At 47.3% G+C, this 22,462-nt stretch carries 19 protein-coding genes and 1 tRNA gene; all 20 read left to right on the forward strand.

All coding sequences use genetic code 11. From position 1 onward, the window contains the following. Window positions 1–98 precede the first annotated feature (98 nt). The 20 genes from serA (at window position 99) to AAH187_RS06870 (ending at window position 22,106) form a co-directional block, all read left to right on the forward strand. A complete protein-coding gene (serA, locus tag AAH187_RS06775; RefSeq protein ID WP_342347684.1) occupies window positions 99–1,682 on the forward strand; it encodes a phosphoglycerate dehydrogenase in 1,584 nt (527 codons plus the stop codon). A 71-nt stretch (window positions 1,683–1,753) separates the two neighbouring features. Then, on the forward strand, window positions 1,754–3,079 hold the full coding sequence (hisZ, locus tag AAH187_RS06780) for an ATP phosphoribosyltransferase regulatory subunit (RefSeq protein WP_342347685.1): 1,326 nt from the start codon (window positions 1,754–1,756) through the stop codon (window positions 3,077–3,079). Beyond that, window positions 3,066–4,421 carry a replicative DNA helicase gene (dnaB, locus tag AAH187_RS06785; RefSeq protein ID WP_342347686.1) on the forward strand — a complete coding sequence of 452 codons (1,356 nt, stop codon included), beginning with the start codon at window positions 3,066–3,068 and terminating at the stop codon, window positions 4,419–4,421. Before hisZ ends, dnaB begins: the two co-directional genes overlap by 14 nt. 183 nt (window positions 4,422–4,604) lie before the next feature. Further along, on the forward strand, window positions 4,605–6,254 hold the full coding sequence (locus tag AAH187_RS06790) for a tetratricopeptide repeat protein (protein ID WP_342347687.1): 1,650 nt from the start codon (window positions 4,605–4,607) through the stop codon (window positions 6,252–6,254). A 386-nt stretch (window positions 6,255–6,640) separates the two neighbouring features. After that, window positions 6,641–7,087, forward strand: coding sequence for a prepilin-type N-terminal cleavage/methylation domain-containing protein (locus AAH187_RS06795; RefSeq protein ID WP_342347688.1), 447 nt, complete (start codon window positions 6,641–6,643; stop codon window positions 7,085–7,087). A 109-nt stretch (window positions 7,088–7,196) separates the two neighbouring features. Then, entirely contained in the window at window positions 7,197–8,504 is a 1,308-nt protein-coding gene (locus AAH187_RS06800) for a nucleotide sugar dehydrogenase (RefSeq protein ID WP_342347689.1), read from the forward strand. Window positions 8,505–8,684: 180 nt separating this feature from the next. Continuing rightward, window positions 8,685–10,853: a squalene--hopene cyclase gene (gene shc / locus AAH187_RS06805; RefSeq protein ID WP_342347690.1), complete on the forward strand. Its 2,169-nt coding sequence runs from the start codon at window positions 8,685–8,687 to the stop codon at window positions 10,851–10,853. A gap of 83 nt (window positions 10,854–10,936) precedes the next feature. After that, complete coding sequence (locus tag AAH187_RS06810; protein ID WP_342347691.1) at window positions 10,937–11,725, forward strand: hypothetical protein; 789 nt, start codon at window positions 10,937–10,939, stop codon at window positions 11,723–11,725. Next, the gene (locus tag AAH187_RS06815; protein WP_342347692.1) at window positions 11,722–12,489 is read left to right on the forward strand and encodes an ABC transporter permease; all 768 of its coding nucleotides are present in this window, start codon (window positions 11,722–11,724) and stop codon (window positions 12,487–12,489) included. Before AAH187_RS06810 ends, AAH187_RS06815 begins: the two co-directional genes overlap by 4 nt. An 8-nt stretch (window positions 12,490–12,497) precedes the next feature. After that, window positions 12,498–13,265 carry an ABC transporter ATP-binding protein gene (locus tag AAH187_RS06820; RefSeq protein ID WP_342347693.1) on the forward strand — a complete coding sequence of 256 codons (768 nt, stop codon included), beginning with the start codon at window positions 12,498–12,500 and terminating at the stop codon, window positions 13,263–13,265. A gap of 120 nt (window positions 13,266–13,385) precedes the next feature. Next, on the forward strand, window positions 13,386–13,832 hold the full coding sequence (gene mlaD, locus AAH187_RS06825) for an outer membrane lipid asymmetry maintenance protein MlaD (protein ID WP_342347694.1): 447 nt from the start codon (window positions 13,386–13,388) through the stop codon (window positions 13,830–13,832). A 31-nt stretch (window positions 13,833–13,863) separates the two neighbouring features. Next, window positions 13,864–14,556: an ABC transporter substrate-binding protein gene (locus AAH187_RS06830; RefSeq protein ID WP_342347695.1), complete on the forward strand. Its 693-nt coding sequence runs from the start codon at window positions 13,864–13,866 to the stop codon at window positions 14,554–14,556. Between the two features lie 12 nt (window positions 14,557–14,568). Beyond that, the gene (locus AAH187_RS06835) at window positions 14,569–15,777 is read left to right on the forward strand and encodes a BamA/TamA family outer membrane protein (protein ID WP_342347696.1); all 1,209 of its coding nucleotides are present in this window, start codon (window positions 14,569–14,571) and stop codon (window positions 15,775–15,777) included. A gap of 37 nt (window positions 15,778–15,814) precedes the next feature. Next, window positions 15,815–16,591 (forward strand): TRAP transporter TatT component family protein, encoded by a 777-nt coding sequence (locus AAH187_RS06840; RefSeq protein ID WP_342347697.1) that lies wholly within the window; start codon window positions 15,815–15,817, stop codon window positions 16,589–16,591. Between the two features lie 127 nt (window positions 16,592–16,718). Then, window positions 16,719–18,614 carry a 1-deoxy-D-xylulose-5-phosphate synthase gene (gene dxs, locus AAH187_RS06845; protein WP_342347698.1) on the forward strand — a complete coding sequence of 632 codons (1,896 nt, stop codon included), beginning with the start codon at window positions 16,719–16,721 and terminating at the stop codon, window positions 18,612–18,614. Window positions 18,615–18,623: 9 nt separating this feature from the next. Further along, window positions 18,624–19,820, forward strand: coding sequence for a flavodoxin-dependent (E)-4-hydroxy-3-methylbut-2-enyl-diphosphate synthase (gene ispG, locus AAH187_RS06850; RefSeq protein ID WP_342347699.1), 1,197 nt, complete (start codon window positions 18,624–18,626; stop codon window positions 19,818–19,820). A gap of 89 nt (window positions 19,821–19,909) precedes the next feature. After that, window positions 19,910–19,985 (forward strand) — tRNA-Cys (locus AAH187_RS06855). A gap of 100 nt (window positions 19,986–20,085) precedes the next feature. Beyond that, entirely contained in the window at window positions 20,086–21,102 is a 1,017-nt protein-coding gene (gene hpnH / locus AAH187_RS06860) for an adenosyl-hopene transferase HpnH (RefSeq protein WP_342347700.1), read from the forward strand. A gap of 89 nt (window positions 21,103–21,191) precedes the next feature. Beyond that, window positions 21,192–21,539, forward strand: coding sequence for a hypothetical protein (locus AAH187_RS06865; protein WP_342347701.1), 348 nt, complete (start codon window positions 21,192–21,194; stop codon window positions 21,537–21,539). 357 nt (window positions 21,540–21,896) lie between these two features. After that, the gene (locus tag AAH187_RS06870) at window positions 21,897–22,106 is read left to right on the forward strand and encodes a hypothetical protein (RefSeq protein ID WP_342347702.1); all 210 of its coding nucleotides are present in this window, start codon (window positions 21,897–21,899) and stop codon (window positions 22,104–22,106) included. Window positions 22,107–22,462 lie beyond the last annotated feature (356 nt).

The following is a 22,462-nucleotide window of genomic DNA, read 5'->3' on the forward strand; positions in this document are numbered from 1 at the left end:
GATCACCGTGTGTGAATGAGATGCCCCATTATGAAGAACATGAGTGCTCGAAATTTCTTCGTGAGAATTAAAGTGGGGCCTCCCCTATTGGAGATACTATGAATATTTTAGTGAGTGACAGCCTTTCCCCTAAAGGAGTTGAGGTCTTAGAGCGGGCGGGATTTTCTGTGGATGTCAAGACCAAGCTCACGAAAGAGGAATTGCTTCAAGAAATTCCCAAATACGAAGGTCTCGTTGTTCGGTCCGCAACCAAAGTCACTAAAGACGTGATTGAGGCAGGAACTCGTCTTCGTATTGTGGGACGTGCCGGAACCGGTTTGGATAATGTGGACAGTGAGGCCGCTACCCGCCGTGGCATTGTGGTCATGAATACCCCAGGTGGAAATACCATTACAACTGCGGAGCACACAATGTCGATGATTGCTTCGATGAGTCGAAAAATTCCCCAGGCGACCATGTCCATGAAGTCAGGCAAGTGGGAAAAAACCAGGTTCATGGGAACGGAGCTCTATAATAAGACCTTGGGGTTGGTAGGGTTGGGCCAGATTGGGTCGTATGTTGCAAAGTTGGCTCAGGGATGGTCCATGAATGTAATTGGCTATGATCCCTATTTGGCTGTGGAACGGGCCAAACAAATGGGGATTGAAGTGGTGGAGTTGAATGAATTGTTTCATCGTTCTGATGTGATATCGGTTCATACGCCCTTGACCAATGAAACGAGAGGCCTCATTAACACCGAGACCATAGCAAAGATGAAAGATGGCGTCATGATCGTGAATTGTGCCAGAGGCGGTATTATTAATGAGCTGGACTTATGTGAAGCGCTGAAATCCCAGAAAGTTGCCTCGGCGGCCTTTGATGTGTTTGAAAATGAGCCAGTGGATCCCAAGCATCCTCTGATGGCTCTTGATAACTTTATCTGCACCCCTCATATCGGTGCTTCTACCGAGGAAGCTCAAGAGAATGTGGCGATTGGTATTGCTGAACAATTTGTTGATTATTTCAAGCGAGGTATTGCCAGAGGGGCTGTGAACGTTCCATCTGTGGCACCTGAAGTACTTCCCCAACTGCAGCCCTATTTGGTCTTGGGCGAGCGTATGGGGCGATTTCAGGCCCAATTATTAGATGGAGGGATTAAATCCGTCACCGTTGAGTATTTTGGGGAAGTGGCTCAGCTTACCGTGGCACCAGTGACCGTCGCGGTATTAAAGGGCCTTCTCTCTCCTATTTTGGAAGATGTCATTAATTACGTGAATGCCCCTATCGTGGCAAAAGAACGTGGCATTGAAGTGAAGGAAGTGAAAAGTAGTGATGCCGGAGATTTCTCCAGTTTAATCCGGATCAAAGTCGAAGCTGGTACTCGTACGTATTCCCTGGGTGGAACGCTCTTTCATCGTCAAGAACCGCGTTTTGTCGAAATCAATCAATTTCAGGTTGAGGTGGTCTCGGAAGGCCAAATGATTTTGATCGATAACGTGGATCGGCCTGGGGTGATTGGCATGGTTGGTCAGATTTTGGGCCAACATGATGTCAACATTGCCCGAATGCAATGTGCGAGAGTCGAGCGTGGTGCATCGGCACTGCTGATTATTGGTCTGGATGCCCCACTTGCTTCCGCCGTGTTGGATCTTCTCAAGAAAGAGAAAGATATTCTGTCCGTTCGCATGGTTGATCTCAGCTAGCTTGACGGTTTCTTTCTGCAGACTATCTTGGCCAAACTTTTCGAGTTGGCAGGTTCTCTTCCATACGCCTCATGAAACCACTCCGTTCGCTTATCCCCATTGGGACAGCTACATTACTTCCCCATACGGCGCAAAGCGTTCGGAGGTTGGAAGATCAATTGTTGGCTCATTGTTCAACCTGGGGCTATCAGGAAATTATTCTCCCTACCTTTGAGTATCTTGATGTATTAGCCGTGGGCTTGGCTCCTGAGATTTTAGAGAAATGCTATAAATTTTCGGATTCGGCTTCGGGAAGAATTCTGGTCTTGCGCCCTGACGCCACGGCTCAGATTGCCAGAATGGTGGCCATGGGTCTTGGGGGAGAAACTCTTCCCTTGCGGTTTTCCTATCGGACCACGGTTTTTCGGTATGAACCGGAACATCGGGGACGTGACCGCGAAGTATTCCAGGTCGGATTTGAACTCATGGGCATTGATACCCCTCAAAGTGATGCCGAGGTCGTGACGTTACTGGCGGGGCTTCTGGAGCGGATCGGGTTGCCGGAATGGAAGATTTCTCTTGGTCATGTCGGATTTTTTAAGGCCCTGTTGGCCCAATCAGGTCTGCCTCTGAGTGCGCGAAAGCAGGCAGAAATCGCGGCAGCCCATAAAGACCTCCCTCAGCTGGAAAAGATTTTAGAGACTGAACGGTTACCTCGTTCTAAGGTAAAAGACATATTGCAGGTGCCCGAACGTTTTGGCCGTGACGAAGTGCTGGAATGGGGAATGCGAATCGCCGGGAAAAATTCTCAATTGCTTAAGCCGTTACAACGTTTGGCGCAGGTGTATCGCCAATTGATAGCGAACGGCGTGCAGGACCATATTCTTTTGGATCTTGGAGAATTCCGTGGCTTTGACTATTACGATGGTGTCGTATTTGATGTCTTCACCTCGACGTTCGGGAGTGAAATCGGTGGAGGGGGGCGTTACAATCATTTGATTGGGCGGTTTGGTCGAGACCTTTCCGCCATTGGATTGGGGTTGGATTTGGACCGCGTGTTTTCCGCCTTGGAGTGCGGAGGAAAGGTGGGCGGCAACGGATTGAACCCTGTGAGAATTTTTACTTCTCCACATCAAACTCAGGCATCCTTTGCTCTTGCCCAACAATTACGGAGGGCCGGGATATGTGTGATTGAAGAACTGATAGAAGGTTCTCCAAAATCCGCTTTGAGATGGGTCAACTCGGTTGCTCGGCGTCGAGGGATGCCGTGTGCAATGATTTTTGAGGAAAAGACTCCCGCCCTACAATCGGTGCTCTTATTAGAATTCACCCCGTCTTCTCAAAAACCCCGGCAAACCCGGATGTCGGTTCAAGAGCTTCCTCAACGGTTACAAGCATTCAGTCATGGCCATATCTGAAACCCCAGAGGTCCGAGTTCCTCCTCAAAATCTAGAAGCGGAACAATCCGTTCTTGGTGCGATTCTTCTTGATAATGCTGCGCTCAATCGAGCGATGGAAATCTTGTCGGAGGAGGATTTTTATCGAACGGGAAACCGGGTCGTGTATCGCGGCATGGTAGCCTTGTCAGAACGGAATCAACCGGTTGATCAAATCACCCTGACAGACTATTTGCGAGGCACCGGCGAACTCGACCAGATAGGGGGCGCTTCCTATATTGCAGAAATTGTGCAGGTGGTTCCCAGTGCCGCCAATGTTCGGTATCACAGTAATATTGTTCGGGATAAATCCTTGCTTCGCGGCCTCGTTCGAACCGCCACCGAGGTGGTTATGCGGGGTTATGAGGGGACGACGGGAACGAATGAACTTCTGGAGTTTGCCGAACGGGAAATTTTTCGATTGGCTCAGGGACATTTGGGAGGCTCGTTTGCGCCCGTTAGTAGTATCATTAAAGACAGTGTTGAAATTGTGGACCGGCTGTATAGCCGAAAAGAGCGGATCACCGGAGTGCCGACGGGGTTTACGGACCTGGATAATTTGCTGGCAGGGCTCCAACCATCCGATTTAATTATTGTAGCGGGTAGGCCGAGTATGGGGAAGACCAGCTTAGCCTTAGGGATGGTCGAATATGCCTCGCTTCACTCCAATGCTGTGGTCGGCATTTTTAGTTTGGAAATGTCTCGAGCGCAACTCGTGTTACGCATGCTGAGTTCTCAAGCCCGTCTCGATTCTCATGCTCTTCGTACCGGGCAGTTGACCAAGCATGATTGGGTGGCCTTGACTGAGGCGGCCGGCCGACTTGAGCAGGCCAAAGTCTTCATTGATGATTCCGGAAATTTGACCGTTCAGCAAATGCGTGGAAAAGCGCGGCGCCTTAAGGCTGAACATGGGTTGAGCCTTTTGATCGTTGATTATTTGCAACTGATGGAAGGGCGGGGAAATTCTGAGTCCAGGCAACAGGAAATTTCGGATATTTCCCGCGCCTTAAAGGGACTGGCAAAAGAATTAAATATTCCTGTCATTGCTCTTTCACAGTTAAGTCGGGCAGTAGAAAACCGGACGGACAAAAGGCCAATGCTTGCCGACCTACGTGAATCAGGCGCGATTGAGCAGGATGCGGATGTGGTGATGTTTATTTATCGAGATGAGGTTTATAATCCTGATTCCGATGACAAGGGCATTGCGGAAATCCTGGTGAGAAAGCATCGGAATGGGCCCATTGGGGAAGTGGATCTGCAATTTCATGACCGGTATGCCAAATTTAATGACTTAACGAGAATGCGAGAGGCTGGTATAGTATAACGAGTTATTGAGGGACGGTGTATGAACTCTACACGTGTACAAGTCATGACTATGAAGGTTCGAGAAAGACGAACATTTCCAAGATGGTTGGGTCGTTTGAGGACGCTTTTGTGGGGAATTCCACTTTTGGTGGTATCCTGCGGGACAGCCCCACCTCCTACTCTGAACGGACAGGAAGCGTCTATGATGACGCGGGAAGCTTCCCACCCCCAAGCCTACTATCACTTCCTTCGTGGTTCACTTGCCGAGTTGAATAATGATGCCTCAACCGCTTTAGAGGAATATCAAGCGGGTTTGGCATTTGACGCGAATTCGAAGTTTTTGAAATTTCGCCTTGCCAAACTGCATTTCTCTATGTCGCATCTGACTGAAGCCATGGATTTAGCAAGACAAATTCCTGTGTCGGAGATTTCTCAGGCGGCGATGTTTTTCGATTTGGCAAAGATCTTTGCTGGGGGAGGGGATACCGGACGGGCCGTGGAGATTTTGACTGAAGGAGAGCGACACTTTCCTCAGGATGAACGGATATACATTTCTCACGGTACTCTTCTGTTAAATATCAAAGAGCTTCAAAAGGCTGAAGCGGTCTTCCATGATTTATTAGTTCATGTGCCTGCCTCCGCTGAAGCGCATTATTACTTGGGGGTGATTGCTCTCGAGGCGAAAACGAAACAGGAAGCCAAGGCTCATTTCCAGGAAGCTATTGCTCTTCATCCCACTTTGGAAAGGGCGTACCTGAAGTTAGTGACCATTTCCGAAGAAGCAAAGGAACCTCAGGAGGCTATTGACCTTTTGGAGCGGTATTTGATTGAGGTTAATCCTCATCATCGAGAATTCCGGTTGCGTGTCATTCGGCTGTATATTGGCCAACATAACACGGATAAGGCTTTGAACCATTTGGACTTTTTCCTCCAGCAAAATCCAGATGATTTACATGCGCAGATTCTTAAGGCTCAGATCTATGGTGAAATGGGAAATTTCCCTGCTGCCATCGAGGAGTTGAATGCCATCTTGCGCGTGAGACCTAACGAATTGCGCGTTCGGGATTTTCTGGGATTGTTATATGAGGAAATGAAGGATTATGAACGCGCGATTCAAGCGTATCGAACTAATATCCAAATAGACGCCACTTTTTTCGATAGTATTCTGCATTTAGGCTTTGTGTCCTATCGGTTGAAACGGAACCAAGAAGCGCTTTCCTATTTGGATCAAGCCGTTAACCTCAATCCCAAACGGCCAGAGCCGTATTTATTATTAGGGCTGACCTATTTTCAGATGGAAGATTATCACAAGGCCAAGGTCAGATTAGAGGAGGGTATTCACCAGGACCCTTCAAATGCCGAGCTCCATTTTAATTTAGGCACAGCCTATGACAAATTAGACCTTTTCGATAAAGTGGTTGGTGAAATGAAGCAGACTCTGGAGTTGGATCCGGAGCATGCGGATGCCTTGAATTATTTGGGGTATAGCTATGCCGATCGTGGCATCAATGGTGAACAGGCCCTGGCGCTTACGCAACGTGCCGTTGCCTTAAAGCCGCATAATGGGTATTACGTAGACAGTTTGGCCTGGGCACTCTATAAACTTGGGCGTATTGAAGAAGCCCTGGAAACGATTCAGAGAGCGGTCTCTTTGGTGTCCGATGATCCTGTAATTTATGAACATTTGGGGGATATTTTCTTAAAACAAGATGAGCGAAATAAGGCACGGGAGGCCTGGCTTCATTCACTGCAACTCGATTCAACAAATAAGTCTCTGGGGAAACGGTTTCGTGACGCCGGTTTTGGGGAACCCATTCCTACTCTTTCCCACCAGTCTACCTTGGCACCCTAGATTCTCACCTTTCTAGATATTTAGCCGTTTGGTTTAGCCTATAAATTTATCAAGAGATTCCTTCAGTTTATTTTTAAAAGAGGTCTGGGCTGTCGTGTTAGATTTGGCGTCTGAATCATTTTCAGCGGCTGATTCTTAAGATTTGCTTTCTTTCTGGCGAATAAACAGTCACGCCTTTTCTTTATTAGCCTTGCACGACGATGAAGCTCTCGTCTTTGAGTCGCTGAAATGGGCAGTTATATGAATTTGGTAGCGTTTCGAAGTTCCATTGCCATATTGATTATCATCGGAACCCTGGCTACTTGAGTAGACTAGGTGTACCCTCTTCCGAGGGTGAGATATATAACAATCTGCTGGAGGGTCCTCCTCCATGGAGGTTTCATAGGATGCTGACTCAACTCAATAACCAAAAGGGATTCAGTTTAACTGAGCTGATGATTGTGGTGGCAATTATTGGAATATTGGCGACTATAGCCATTCCAAATTTTTTGCGTTACCAAGCCAAAGCCAAACAAACAGAGGCAAAAAGCAATTTGGTAGCAATTCATACCGCACAAATTGCCTATTTCGCTGAAAATAATGGGTATATAGATGATTTTAACGCGATTGGATTTGCCATGAGTGGGTCCTCGCAACGATATTTTTACAAAATAGGCAATGCCAATCTTGGGACATTACCCCCTGGTTGTACAGACCCGAATCTAGATGCTGTGAGTGCATTAGGTTTTACGGCCGTTGCGATCGGAAATATTGATGGAGATACGACCTGCGACGTGTGGACGATTAATGAGCAAAAGGTCATCACCAACGTGACGAATGATGTGTCGACATAGGTTTTTGTGTTGGTGCGCTATGCATTCAATGGGAATCGGCTCAAAAAAAGTTGATTTTTCCTGAACTTTAACTCAATCGTTTTAAGAAGCCTCAAGGAGGAGGGCACAAGTGGAAATACTCGATAAAATTAAAAATCGGTCAGCCAAGGTTGGAGTGATTGGGTTAGGTTATGTGGGGCTTCCCTTAGCCGTTCTTCAGGCCAAGGCTGGGTACCAGGTATTTGGGGTGGATGAAGTGGCCGCCAAAGTGGAAATGGTGAACCAGGGGCGTAATTATATATTGGATGTGGTGGACTCTGATTTGCGAGAAGTCGTTGAGCAAAAAAGATTAGAGGCGACAACCGATTTCTCTGTGTTACGGCAGTGCGATGTTATCCTTATTTGTGTGCCGACTCCCCTGACCAAAAATAAAGAACCGGATATCTCGGCCATCGTGAAAGTTCTCGGGCATCTTGCCGATAATTCACATCCCAATATGCTCGTGGTATTAGAAAGCACAACATATCCTGGAACAACCGAGGAGGTCATTTTGCCCGCCTTAACGGCAACAGGCTTAACGGTTGGAAAGGACCTGTTTGTTGCCTTTTCGCCAGAAAGGGTTGATCCAGGAAATCCTGAGTTTAAAACTCATAACACATTTAAATTGGTGGGTGGTGTCACAGAAGCATGCGGGGAAGTTGCCAAAACTTTTTACGAGCAATCCATCGTGAAAATCTTTCTTCTCAGTTCGCCACGGGTAGCGGAAATGGCTAAGGTATTTGAAAATGTTTTTCGCTCAGTGAATATCGCTTTAGTGAATGAACTCACTTTGCTGTGTGACCGAATGAACATTAATGTCTATGAAGTGATTGATGCTGCGGCCACGAAGAATTTCGGTTTTATGCCTTTTTATCCTGGCCCTGGTGTGGGTGGGCATTGCATTCCGCTTGATCCATATTATTTAGCGTGGAAGTCAAAAGAGTATGATGTCCATACCAGATTCATTGAGCTGGCTGGGGAAATCAACGAAAATATGCCGTATTTTGTGATGAATAAACTTCAGCGGATTTTAAATCAACGAGGGAAATGCTTAAAAGGTTCAATCATCCTCGTGTTGGGAGTAACCTATAAAGCCGACATCGAAGACCCACGTGAGTCGCCTGCCACAAAAGTCATGGAGCTGCTGCAACAGGAAGGCGCCGATTTGCAATATTCGGACCCCTATACTCCTTCCCTTATTATTCAAGGACAGGAATATAAATCTCAACAGGTAAATGATGAATTATTAAAGCGCAGTTCCTGTGCGCTGGTTTTGACCGCGCATTCTGCCTTTGATTACCAGTTGATTGTTGATCACGCTCCCGTGGTATTTGACACGCGGAACGGAACTCGTCAGGTGAAACACCACCGTGATCGAATTGTTCTACTTTCAACCTAGGGAGGGTCTTAATTCAGAACCTATTTCCTGGTGAGGAGCCATCGGCTTGACAGTCTAGTCCCGTTTCGTTATAAAGCCCTGTTTAAGCAGGGCTTTTTTCGTCCAGTGAATCTCACATTGGTTGTTAACATTCCCCCACAATCGCATTATTAAAAATTGAATCTCTGAAAGAACGGCTGCATGAAGTTGCTCAAGCAATTCTTGGTACGGTTATCGGGGAATATTTTTGAAACCCTGACCCCAAAGTTAATACCCTATCGGGGAAAGCAAAAGCCACCGCCCCTTAAGCTGGTTTCTCATAACCTGCATCCGGAGGTTTCTCAGGATCCTACCCTCCAACGAACTGCCAATCTTGGGCATATGAGTGCTCTGGAGTCAGCTCTTCAAAAAGGGGAGGACTGGTTATTGGGCATGCAAGATCCTGAACAGGGATTTTGGGTTGAGGAGTTGGAAGCGGATACGACTTTGACATCTGAGTATGTGATGCTTCGACGTTTTCTGGATATGGTTGATCCTGAAAAAGAGCGGAAAGCGACTCGGTATTTACTTCATACCCAGCTCGAGGATGGAGGATGGCCGATTTTTTCCGGAGGGCCTTCAGAAATCAGTGCATCGGTAAAGGCCTATTTTGCGCTCAAACTGACTGGGGTTTCTCCTGATGAGCCTGTGATGCAACGTGCGAGGGATTTAATTCTCGGAAAAGGTGGTGTTGTTCAGGCCAATGTCTTCACAAAAATTACCTTAGCATTATTCGGGCAATATGATTGGCGGGGGATACCGTGTATGCCTCCTGAAATATTCTTAGCCCCACGATGGTTTTATTTTAATTTATATGCAGTTTCGTATTGGTCTCGTGTAGTCATTATTCCGCTTTTAATTGTTTTTGCCCATCGCCCCATTTGCGCAATCTCCAAAGAACAAGGGATTGATGAACTTTTTCTTCAGCCTCGTCAGGAGGTAGACTTTGCCCAGGTACCACCGCTGAACCGGGATTCCACCCTCGTAAGTTGGCGGAATTTTTTTGTGTGGGTCGATGGGTTGCTTCGTGTATATGAAGCCTACCCGATAAAGGCCCTTCGGAAAAAGGCGTTGAAAAGTGCACAGGCGTGGGTAATTGAACATATGGATGGAGAAGGCGGGTTAGGGGCCATTTATCCCGCTATGGCCTATTCGATTTATGCGCTTCGAGCTTTGGGATATTCTACGGATCATCCGTTGGTTCAGAAAGCATTGAGGGAAATTGAAGACCTTGAAATTTACTCGAATCCGGGAAGCACACTAACTCCCGCTATGTTGCATTTACAGCCTTGTCATTCTCCAGTGTGGGATACAACATTAACTATTAATGCGTTGATCGAACGGGGCCTTGCGCTGGACCATACGTCATTGCGACGGGCAGATGCCTGGTTGCGATCACGTCAATGTCAAAAAGTGGGAGATTGGGCTGTGTCGGCTCCGGAAGCTCGGTGTGGTGGGTGGGCCTTCCAATTCGAAAATGAATGGTATCCCGATGTTGATGATACCGCAGCTGTGGTGACGGGGCTGGCCAAGATTTACCCTGTCGATTTATCCGGTTCTGACGAGGCCATTCAACGAGGATTTCGATGGGCTTTGGCGTTGCAGGGGTCCGATGGTGGGTGGGGAGCATACGATAAGGATAACAATAAATTAATTTTCAATAAGATTCCCTTTGCGGATCATCAGGCTCTCCTGGATCCCAGTACCGCCGATTTAACCGGGCGATGTTTGGAAATGTTAGGAACGTTAGGGTATGACCAGTCTCACCCTGCTGTGAACCCTGCAATTGAGTTCTTACGCAAGGAACAAGAGCCAAACGGAAGTTGGTATGGCCGATGGGGGGTTAATTATATTTATGGGACTTGGTGTGTCCTTTCAGGTCTTCGTGCAATAGGTATTGATATGACGGTGCCCTGGATTCAGCAGGCCGTGGTTTGGCTGGAGTCCGTTCAGAACCCTGATGGGGGTTGGGGGGAATCTTGTGATTCCTATGCTGAAACGCAGAAGGCCGGCCGAGGAGAAAGTGGGGCATCTCAAACGGCGTGGGCTCTTATGGCACTTCTCCAGGCTGGAGAATCAGACTCCATTAGTGTTGTCCGTGGAGTCAATTGGCTCATTCGCCATCAACGTGAGAATGGTGTTTGGGATGAGCCGTTTCATACAGGTACCGGGTTCCCCAGAGTCTTTTATTTACGGTACCATGGTTATTCTAAGTATTTCCCCATATGGGCCCTGAGTATGTACCGGAATATAAAAATGACTGGGGAAGCAAGGGCTGACCATTTACGAAAGGCCGCACAAGTGGCCAGACACATCAGTAAGCTTGTGTAATTTCTGACCTGACTGCTCGTTTTTGGCATATCTCCCTTTCGCGTATGATATGGCAGGAGCCTCTTCTGACCAGAATCGTCATATTGACAGCAACCAAAGTAGAGTTTAACGCTATTGGTCGAGTTCTTCCCCAAGGGAGCTTTGTTAATTGCCTGGGTCATGCCGGATTAGAGAGTCAGGCTAAATCAACCCATGTTTTGGTCATTCAGACAGGAATGGGTCCCGACAAGGCACGATCGGTTACCCAGAAAATTTTAGAGAGCGAAGCATGGGATCTTGTTATTTCTACAGGTTTTGCCGGGGCTCTTAATTCCTCACCAATCGGATCACTGGTCATTGGTCAGGAGGTTCTTCTGTTGGGACAATCTGGAGATTTGTTGTCTGATTCTGATCTACAACCAATCAAGTGTCATCCTGATTGGGTCAAGGTATCATTAAGTATCCAATTGATGGATGGTTATCCTCTTCAAAGTGGCCGGTTTGTGACGACGGATCGAGTGCTAACACAGGCTTCACAAAAAGGGATTCTGGGAAAACGGTCAGGAGCAGTGGCTGTCGATATGGAGAGTGGAGCAATTGGGCAGGTGGCGAAGCATCATGGTCTTCCTTTTCTGATTGTTCGTTCGATCTCTGATGGTATTAACGAAGATTTGCCGGTAGACTTCAATGTGTTTCTCAAACCATTTGGATGGGTTGGAGGAGTAATACTGGTCCTATTTACTCCTCGATGTTGGAAGGGATTATTTCGTTTGTACAGGAATTCCAAGCAGGCGGGTATCCAGCTTTCTAATTTTTTCGACATTTTTTTTGACATTATTTCTACGCCAACGTTCTCTATGGCCATCAATAAATCCCGCTCGAAAATTCCATGATATTGTTGCAACGCATTGGGAAGCGGACTCTTTCCTTGATAGAGGAAATGGGGGCCATGCTTGTGTTCTTGATCCGGACGTTTGGATGGTTGTTCCGACCACCCGTGAGGATCGTTCAAATTATCAAGCAAATGTATGTTGTGGGTTTCAAGTCGTCTTTTGTTGTGATTCTGACGGCGTTATTTACCGGGATGGTTTTAGCTCTCCAGGGCTACTATTCCCTGAGAAAGTTTGGGTCTGAAGGTTTGCTAGGGTCTGCTGTGGCGATAAGCATGATCCGTGAACTGGGCCCGGTATTGGCCGCATTGATGGTGACGGCTCGCGCGGGATCCGCCATGACCGCAGAAATCGGCATCATGCGTATTACCGAGCAAATTGATGCGTTGGAGACTATGGCGATCAATTCTTTACAGTATTTGATTACTCCTAAGGTTGTCGCGTCTCTTATTTCCGTACCCTTGTTGGTTGCTATATTTGACGTTGTGGGAATTTGGGGAGGGTATCTGGTTGGGGTCAAGTTGCTCGGAGTCAGTGGGGGATCCTATTGGAGTTCAATCGAATCAGCGGTGGAATGGAAAGATGTCTATGGGGGAATATTAAAGTCCATTAGTTTTGGTCTGATAATCAGCTGGGTCTGCTGCTATAAGGGGTATTACACAAGGATGAGTGCCGAGGGTCTGGGGAGAGCTACCACTGAATCTGTGGTATTAGCGGCAGTTCTCATTTTGGTGTGGGACTATTTTTTAACCTCTGTTCTTATGTAACGTTAGGCATGGCTGCAAGTCTACCGATTGTCATTAAACTCGAAGGGGTGGAAAAGACCTTAGGGGGACAAGCTGTGCTCAAAGGGGTCACTCTCGATATCCCTAAAGGTAAAATTACGACAATTATCGGTCCGAGCGGTGAGGGGAAAAGCGTGATGCTCAAGCACATCATTGGATTGATTCGCCCTGATCGAGGCAGAGTCATTATTGATGGAACAGACCTTACGAAAATCAATGAACAGGAATTGAATGACATACGAAAAAAATTTGCTATGTTGTTTCAATCGGCTGCCTTGTTTGATTCCATGAATGTATTTGATAATGTCGCTTTCCCCCTGCGAGAAAAACGTATGATGGCTGAACAGGAAATTTGTCGATGGGTACCAGAGATGCTGGAGAGGGTAGGGTTGGACAAGATGGGCCATAAATTTCCTGCAGAACTGAGCGGAGGAATGAAGAAACGTGCAGGATTGGCTAGGGCACTGGTGATGGGGCCTGAGATCATTCTGTTCGATGAACCGACGACGGGGTTGGATCCGTTGATGGCCCATGCCATCCATGATCTCATTTTGGCCATGCATAAAACCTTTGGGTTTACCGGTATTATGGTGAGTCACGAAATTCCAGAGATCTTCCCTATCTCTGATTGGGTTGCTATGTTAAAGAATGGAAAGATTATTGCTATGAGCCCTTCAGAGGAATTTCGACAGACTGCCGATCCTGTGGTTCGTGAGTTTATTTCCGTCAATGATGGCATTCATCTCGCTCCTGTCTGAATCGTGGCTCCTGATGGTGGGTTAAGGAGTCAGCGCAAAATTTATGACACGCTGAACTATGAAAATTATCCTTCCTGGTCTTTTCCTCAATAAAACATCAATTAACCTAACTGAATTATTATGATGGAACGTGGAAAACTTGAATTAATCGTCGGCCTTTTTGTGTTGGTGGGAATCATCTGTCTTGGGTATTTGGCGATTAAATTGGGAAAGCTTGAACTGGTCGGTGGGGATTATTATGAACTCCAGGCTGAATTCTCTTCCACTTCCGGGTTGAAAAACGGAGCTTCAGTGGAAATTGCCGGAGTAGAGGTGGGCCGAATAAAAAATATCGGGTTGAAAGAAGATCGGGCTCAAGTGGTTCTTGCGATCCAGGATGGGATCACAGTGTTTGATGATGCAATTGCTTCAATAAAGACTCGTGGCATTATAGGAGAAAAATTCATGGAATTATCTCCCGGGGGGGCTGGTGAACGTTTGAAGACAGGTGGGACCATTGTGGACACTGAATCTGGGATTGACCTAGAGCAGGTGATTAGTCAATTTATCCACGGAAATGTGGAATGATACTCGTTCAGTGAAATAGAGGTGGAGGAATATGCAAAGGGAATTGGTTCGGAAGCCTGAATCAACGATGAAGATTGGACAAAAGGCATCTCGAATGTTTCAGTGTGGAAATTTTTCAAAAAAGGTGGCGGTAATTTTTTTGGGTTGGGTGGTAGTTTCTCTTGCCTGTTTGACTGGCGCATGGGGAGGAGGTACTCCAACGGGAGCGGTCAAGGAGACCGTTGATCAGGTATTTGTGGTGCTGAGGGATCAAGCGTTGAAGGATCCTGGGAGAGAAGTGGAGCGGCGCGCGAAGCTGGAAGAAATCATTGGTCGGCGATTTGACTATGCCGAAATGGCCAAGCGCACTCTGGCTTCTCAATGGAAGGGGTTAAGTCCAGAGCAGCAGCAAGAATTTGTGACCTTATTTCAGCAGTTTTTGGCAAATTCCTACGTCGGCAATGTAGACGGGTATTCGGGAGAGGAAGTGGAATACTTGAAGGAGCGGGAAAAGGGAGAATTTGCTGAAGTCCAGACCAAAGTGGTGTCTCCAAAAGTGCAGATACCCTTGGATTATCGTCTGTTGCAAAAAAATGGGGAGTGGCGGGTGTATGACGTGGTGATTGATGGAGTGAGCTTGATGAAAAATTACCGCGGACAGTTTTCTCGCATTATTAACGCCTCATCGTTTGAAGCCCTCCTCGAGAAACTTCGTTCAAAAGCCGACCTGGGGACTTCGTCCTAAGGGGTCGGCTTTGTGATATCGTTTCGTTTCTGGGGCCCGGCGTTATTCCGCCTGGCTGTGGGCGGCGCTATCCTTCCCTCATCAATCGCTCTCGCCGAAAATTCTTTTTTTGTGGTTCCTGCGGTTTCTGCTTCAAAAAATGACGGGCAGGACTTTGGGCTGATTGCGCCGGTATTGAATTCAGATGCGGAAGGAAACCTCCGGTCTCTCGTTGCCCCGATGCTGATTCACAATTCCTTTTTAGGGGTTCGGGGAACATTGAATTATTTTCATTATTGGTCTGGCGGGAGGCAAATGGAGGCGGTCGGTTCGTATACCGAGGAAATTGAACGAAAGCTGAAATTTCGCTTCCAGGACCCTGGGTTTATCGAAGGGTTATTCTTTGTGGATATTGGAGCACAATTTTTCAAAAATGCGACCAAGCGGTTTTATGGCTTAGGGCAAGTCACTCCTCAAGATAATGAAACAAACTATACGGGTCGTGAAATTCAAATTCACTGGAATTTTGGAATTCATTTGAATGATGTGACGCGGTTGTCGGTCAACCAAAGGTTTCGAGATGTAGAAATTCAACCGGGAGGCGTCGATAGCGAGCCATATGCTAAGGATCGGTTTCCAGGGGATCCGGGAATGAAAGGCGCGACGATTTTGGCTCACCGTCTTGTATTCCAATATGATTCCAGGGATAACCTTAATACCCCAACAGCAGGGACTCGATTTGAAGCGTTTGGAGAATTAGCTCAGAACTTTGATGCAGGGAAGAAGGACGATATGTTGTACTTTCGGTCAGGGTTTGATATCAGGCACCTGATCCCGAGTCCCTCTAAGCGATATATTTTTGTGGCCAGGGCGATGGCGCAATTAAGTTTTGGGAACGATATTCCCTTTTACGAGCAAAGTTCTTTGGGTGGAGAAGAGAACCTCAGGGGCTTTGGGAGGGATAGATTTATAGACAAGCATATGGTGGCATTTAATGTTGAGGAACGTATTCATCTATTTGGGATGAAGATGTTTAACGTCAGTATTGAATGTGAATTGGCGCCATTTGTGGATATGGGTCGGACCTATCAAAATTTCGAATTTCGCCAGTTTCATAACTGGGAGGTTACGCCTGGAGTGGGATTCCGAGCCATTGTTCGTCCCAATGTCATGGCCCGCGTTGATTGGGGGTATAGTAAGGAGGGTGGAGCGGTGTTTGCGGGGCTCAATTATCCTTTCTGATATAGATAATGGTTGATCTGCTATGCAGGAAAAATATGTGCTGACAAGGTCTAAAAATAAGCATCAATATGCGCGTCTAGGGTTATTCTCACTAATGGTAGGAATCCTCTCTCTCCCTTCTGGGTCATTGTGGAGTGAGGATGCGATCGATCAGCAATATCCCGAGAGCCTTGAAAGGGAGTTGGGGACCTTGGTGAGGGAAGGAGCCGCAAATTCAGCCGACCCGACGCGCTTGCTTCGGTTGGCTGGCTTGTATTTGGATCTGGGCTATGGGGTATACGTTGATCGGGAGCAGAAGTTGGCAGCGTTCCAGGAGGGAGCCAGGGTTGCCGAAAAAGCCCTTGATCTTCGTGAGTCTTCTGCGGAAGCCCATTTTTTGTATGCTGCCAACCTTGGGAGTGCTGCGGAGTTGGAGGGTTTGGTCGCGGCGGCATTGACAATTCAGAAGTTGAAGAAACATGTGCATCGGGTGTTGGAGCTTGATCCGCAAAATGTTCAGGCTCACCATATGTTAGGGCGAATGTATGAGGAATTGCCTTGGGTGTTAGGAGGAGATCAGGAAGTAGCTGGGGAGCACTTGAAAATGGCGGTTTCTCTCGATAACCAGTATGCGCCGGCGGGGCTGGACCTCGCGAAGTGGTATCTGAAGCACGAGCAAACTTTGGAGGCGGTGAGGGAGCTAACGCGGGTCGTTAACACGCCACCTCTTAAAAAGCGATGGATATGGGAGCGGATTCATCGACCGGAAGCCCAAGCCTTACTGCAGCAGATTTTTAGTCAGCGAAATGTTGATCGTTCTGCTGATCATTCCTAAAATCAGGTATCTAAATGCTTGACAGGGTATAGCAGCTATGGGAAGATTTTGTATATTCATGTCGGGATTGGGACATTTTTAGTTATTCCCTTACAACAGGTTACGTTCTTTCAAGAAAGGATGCGCAATGTCCTTGTTAAAAAGGATTGAAAGTCCAGCAGATTTAAAGAAGCTTTCCCGTGACCAATTTCCTGAACTCTGTCAGGAAATTCGGGAACTCATTATAGAAGTGATTTCCCATGTGGGTGGGCACTTAGCCTCCAATTTAGGTGTGGTGGAGTTGACGGTGGCTTTGCAGTATTTATTGAACACACCGGACGATAAAATCGTTTGGGATACCAGTAATCAGGCCTACACACATAAATTATTAACGGGCCGTCGTGAACAATTCCATACGGTCCGCCAGTTTGGGGGAATAAGCGGATTTACAAAAAGAGAAGAAAGTATTTATGACACGTTTAACGCCGGACATGCCGGAACCGGAGTGTCCGCTGCGGTGGGTTTTGTGGAGGCTCGTGAGCAATTAGGAAAGTCCAATAAGGTAGTTTGCGTCGTAGGAGACGGTGCCCTCACTGCTGGAATGACCTTGGAAGGGTTGCAACATGCCGGAGATATGGGCCGGGACTGTGTCGTGATCCTGAATGATAATCAAATGTCGATTTCCAAAAACGTCGGGGCCATTTCCGCCTACCTTAATCGGACCTTTACCGGGGAATTCTACACAAGGCTTCGGGAAGAAACTTCTCAACTCCTGGAAACCATTCCGCAAATTGGAGAACCCGTGAAGCGAATGGCAATCCGGGCAGAAGAGCTGGCCAAAGGCTTTCTGCTGCCAGGTTTGCTATTTGAAGAATTAGGATTTCGATATGTGGGTCCGATTGATGGACACAATTTTGAGCATTTATTGCCGACCCTGGAGAATGTTTTGAAATTAAAAGGGCCAACTCTCCTGCATGTGATTACCAAAAAAGGATTAGGCTTTCAGCCGGCCATGAAGAACCCTGTTTGGTTCCATGCCTGTTCACCTTTTGATTCGAAGACTGGGCAACCGGTGAAAAAGCCAGGTCATCCCTCGTATAGTTCCATCGCGGCCAAAACACTGATTCGTCAAGCCAAAAAAGATAACCGGGTGGTGGTGATAACGGCTGCCATGTGCGAGGGAACAGGAATGTCTGAGTTTGAAAAGGAGTTTCCCTCCCGGTTAATTGATGTAGGGATCGCTGAGCAACATGCCGTGACTTATGCGGCTGGTCTCGCGGCTGATAATATGCGGCCGGTAATTTGCATGTACTCTACCTTCCTGCAACGGGCATATGATCAGGTTGTGCATGATGTGGCAACCCAAAATCTTCCGGTGACCTTTTGTATTGATCGGGGAGGATTGGTGGCCGAAGACGGAACGACCCATCATGGGGCTTTTGATTTTGCGTTTCTTCGGCATGTTCCCAATATGGTGATTATGGCACCAAAAGATGAAAATGAACTTCAGCATATGGTCCAAACAGGATTGGTGCATGATGGGCCGGTGGCGGTCAGATATCCTCGCGGCAGCAGCCTGGGGGTGCCATTAGATTCCGAGCCAATTCCTCTTTCAATTGGACAGGGTGAGCTGTTGTCTGATGGGCAAGATGTGGCGATCATTGCGATTGGAGTTATGGTTTCGGAGGCGATGAAAGCAGCTGAGCGTTTACAAGAAGAGGGCGTGTCTGTGGCTGTCATCAATGCACGGTTTGTGAAGCCTCTCGATAAAAACCTTATCCGGGATATTGCCAAAAAAGTGAAATGTTTAATTACGGTTGAAGAAGGTTGCCGGATGGGCGGGTTTGGATCGGCTGTATTAGAGTTTCTATCAGAAGAAGAATGTTGGGGTATGCCGACCAAGGTGATCGGGTTGCCAGATTGGTACATTGAGCAAGGTCCTCAGGATTTGCTCCGGGAAAAGTATGGCCTCACGGCAGATGGGATTTATGATCAGGCCAAGGCGTTACATGACCGGGTTTCCCTGCAAGCCGCAATACGTTAGATTATTCTCGTGTATATTTCTCGACGAAAAACAAAACAAATCCAGGTTGGATCGGTCAAAATTGGTGGCGATGCCCCAATAACGGTCCAGTCTATGACGATTCCTCATCCGAGGGATGTCGCCGGGACCGTGGAGCAGATTCACCGGTTAGAGAAAGCTGGATGTGAATTGATTAGGGTGGCGGTTCCTGATGCGGAAGCGGCTGATGCGCTTCCAAAAATTAAATCCCAAATGACGACACCCTTGATTGCGGATATACATTTTGACCATCGTCTTGCTCTGAAAGCCGCTAAATTTGTGGATTGTGTCCGCATTAATCCAGGGAATATTGGGCCATGGTGGAAAACAGAAGAGGTGATTCGGGCCGTCAATGACTATGGCATTCCACTCAGAATTGGAGTGAATGGGGGTTCTTTAGAGAAGGATCTTCTTGAAAAATATGGCTATCCCACAGCTGAAGCTCTTGCCGAGTCGGCGTTGAATGCCGTTCATGCTTTGGAGGATGTTGGCTTTACCAATATGAAGGTGTCCCTGAAGGCTTCTGATGTGCATATGGCGATGGATGCGTATTGGTTGTTTGCCCAACAAGCCAATTACCCCTTGCATATCGGTATTACCGAAGCAGGAACTGCGATGACCGGCGCTGTGAAATCTGCTATTGGATTAGGTTGGCTGCTTTCTCAGGGTATCGGCGATACCCTCCGGGTCTCGTTAGCGGCCGATCCGGTGGAAGAAGTCAAGGTGGGTTTTGAAATCTTGAAATCGCTGGAGCTTCGTCACCGGGGAGTCAATGTGATCGCTTGTCCGACATGCGGGCGAGTTGAAATTGATGTGGTGAAAATGGCTAACGAATTAGAGCATCGACTGGGGCATATTACCACACCAATCACCGTATCTGTCTTAGGTTGCGTGGTGAATGGAATCGGCGAAGGGAAAGAAGCTGATATTGGAATAGCCGGAGGGCAAGGCGTAGGGATTCTCTTTAAAAAGGGGAAATTGTATAAACGGGTGCCATCTGAAGAGCTTCTTCATACTTTAATTGAAGAAGTGGAATTGATGGCTAAAGAGCAAGGTGGTCAAGCCCCTAGCGTCAATATCCATGAGACACCTGTTGGCATTTCCAGTAATGATTCCTCAATGGAAGATCTTTCCTTAAACCCCATACGATCTGTTTCCAGAGAACTTCCCGTGTTGCCTCGTCAGTAATGATTCCAGCCTTTTGAGGACTAAAGAAAGAGAAAGCCCTGGCTTCTCTTGTACAAGACAAAATAGACTTCCTATAATGATCCCGTAATGGCGCCGTACCCAAGTGGCTAAGGGAGCAGTCTGCAAAACTGCGATTCAGCGGTTCGAACCCGCTCGGCGCCTCCATTCATTCGGCTTATACCAGACTTGGGTGTTGGGATTTATGCAGAGAATAAGAAGTGAATGCTCTTGAAATCTGGTAATTATCTCGAGGAGTGAAATAACAATGTCGGTACCTGTGTCTCAAATGTACACCGTAGCTCATTATGCTCTCTCACAGCACTTGCGGGGTGTGAAGCGATACCCTCTTGTGATGATGCTAGAACCGCTCTTTCGGTGTAATCTGGAATGTGCAGGGTGTGGAAAAATCCAATACCCAGACCATATTTTGAACCGGCGCCTGACGCCTGAGCAATGCTTGGCTGCAGCCGATGAATGTGGCGCGCCCATTGTGAGTATTCCTGGAGGAGAGCCTCTCATTCATCCTGAAATGCCAGCTATCGCCGAGGGGCTTGTGAAGCGGAAAAAATATGTCTATCTCTGTACAAATGCCATTCTGCTTGAAAGGAAATTGCAGGACTATACTCCCTCGAAATACCTCACATTCAGTATCCATATGGATGGTCTCAAGGAAGAGCATGACCATGCTGTTTGTCGAGATGGCGTCTATGACGTTGCCGTGAAAGCCATTAAAGCCGCTTTGGCCAAAGGTTTTCGCGTAACGACCAATACGACATTATTTAATGATGCGGCGCCTGCTCGTGTCAGGAGATTTTTTGATGAGATGATGGAGTTGGGTGTGGAAGGCATGATGATTTCTCCTGGGTATAGTTATGAAAAGGCTCCGGATCAGCATAGTTTTTTAAGCCGTGATCGAACGCATTCGTTATTTGCGCAATTACTGGCTCAACGAAAGCGTGGGTGGCAGTTCAACCAATCTCCGTTATTCCTTGAATTCCTGATGGGGAAGCGGGAGTATGAATGCACCCCTTGGGGGAATCCCACGTATAATATTTTTGGATGGCAGCGCCCCTGTTATTTATTGCAGGATGGGTACGCATCCACTTTTCGAGAATTAATGGAAGAAACGGAGTGGGAGCGTTATGGAACGGGACGACATGAACAATGCCGCGATTGTATGGTGCATTGTGGATATGAAGCTTCGGCCGTGAAAGATACCTTCAGCTCATGGGGTGGGTTTTTTGGCACCGTCAGGGCAACCCTGTTTCCCAATGCTGTGTGAGCTCCTACTTTCTATTTTATCTTTCCCTTCCTCAACTCTGGATCATCTGGTAATCGCCTCAACGCTTAGCGGGAAGTAAAGGGTCATCCATGGATCTAGAAATATCCTCAATCGGTTCTCCTGAGTCATGGGAAGGCCGGTGCCTGCAACCTTCGAATGAGAAAGAATTGCACGAAGCCATGAGCCTCGCGTTTGATTATCGAGGCGATGTGACGATTGAACTCAAAAAGGGGGAGCAGGTTATGGGATTTGTATTTGATCGTCAGGAGGAGGCTCCTCAGCCGTATATACAGCTATTCCTGCCAGGGGATCAGCATCCGCGAATGGTTTTATATCAAGATGTGGCTGGAATCGTATTCTCAGGGCAAGATACGGCGTTTGGTCGATCGTGGGAGGACTGGGCGAAAAAGTGGAAGAAGTCTGAGTCAAACTCTTAACGATACTATTCCCGCAAGCATTGTTTTCCCTTCAACGTTCTGAATCATCAATATTATCCAAAACAGGTTTTACTTGTAATCGGGCTCTAGGTGGGATGGGAAATTTATTTCTCTCTCGACTCATGGACTGGTATGTTTATTTTCCTAAAACACAAGCATGGAACGCGGGAAAGAGCGCGCAAGAACGGAAGAAATAATTGACGGTTGGCTTCTGACTGTGATAGAAGTCCTGAACTTTTTTGGGCCCAAGAGACCTATTGCAGCCGAAGTATTTTTTAATAGTAAAAAGGCGTTTGCCAGGGGATTTTCAGTTGGAAGAATTGCGAAGGCTTGTGAAAGCTGAAGAATGTAGGGTGTATGCCTGTGGTGCAATCCCGTCGTTTCTTTCTAGCTGTGCTTCTTTCCGATTGGACGCTTTTTCCGGGCAGTGTGATTATGCCATTCAGAGGTAGACCATCGATCGATGGCCAAATTGACGGGGGTGGCATTGAAACGGCTGTTGTTTCCGTGAGGGTTGCTCTGGCAGATATTTCGGAGAATGGGAAAGCCTATGCCTATGGTTTATAGAAAGTTATCCTTCACTTGCACAATGAAATCCGAGGGCTCCCTTCGACATTCAATCAGGAGAGATTGGGTCGACAGGGCAAGTTGAGCGTGGCTACGATGATTCGAAGACGGAGAGCATCCTTCTCCTTAATTTGGGGGAACTAACCTCTGCCATTCTATTTCGGCACCAAACTCTGGATCATGCTATTGGGGCCGTTACGTTGGAAGAAGTTTCGGTAATTTTGTAGACCACTAGGCGGAATTGAGTAGGAACAAGTGGAAAGGGTTTGATTAGGCATAAAAAGAGGAAAAGAACCGGAAGGAAGAAATGTAGTAGGAGCGATTCTGGTCATTAAGTCTAGGGAGACTACGATTTG

The sequence above is a fragment of the uncultured Nitrospira sp. genome (assembly GCA_902500695.1).
In the GTDB taxonomy this organism is placed as follows: domain Bacteria; phylum Nitrospirota; class Nitrospiria; order Nitrospirales; family UBA8639; genus Nitrospira_E.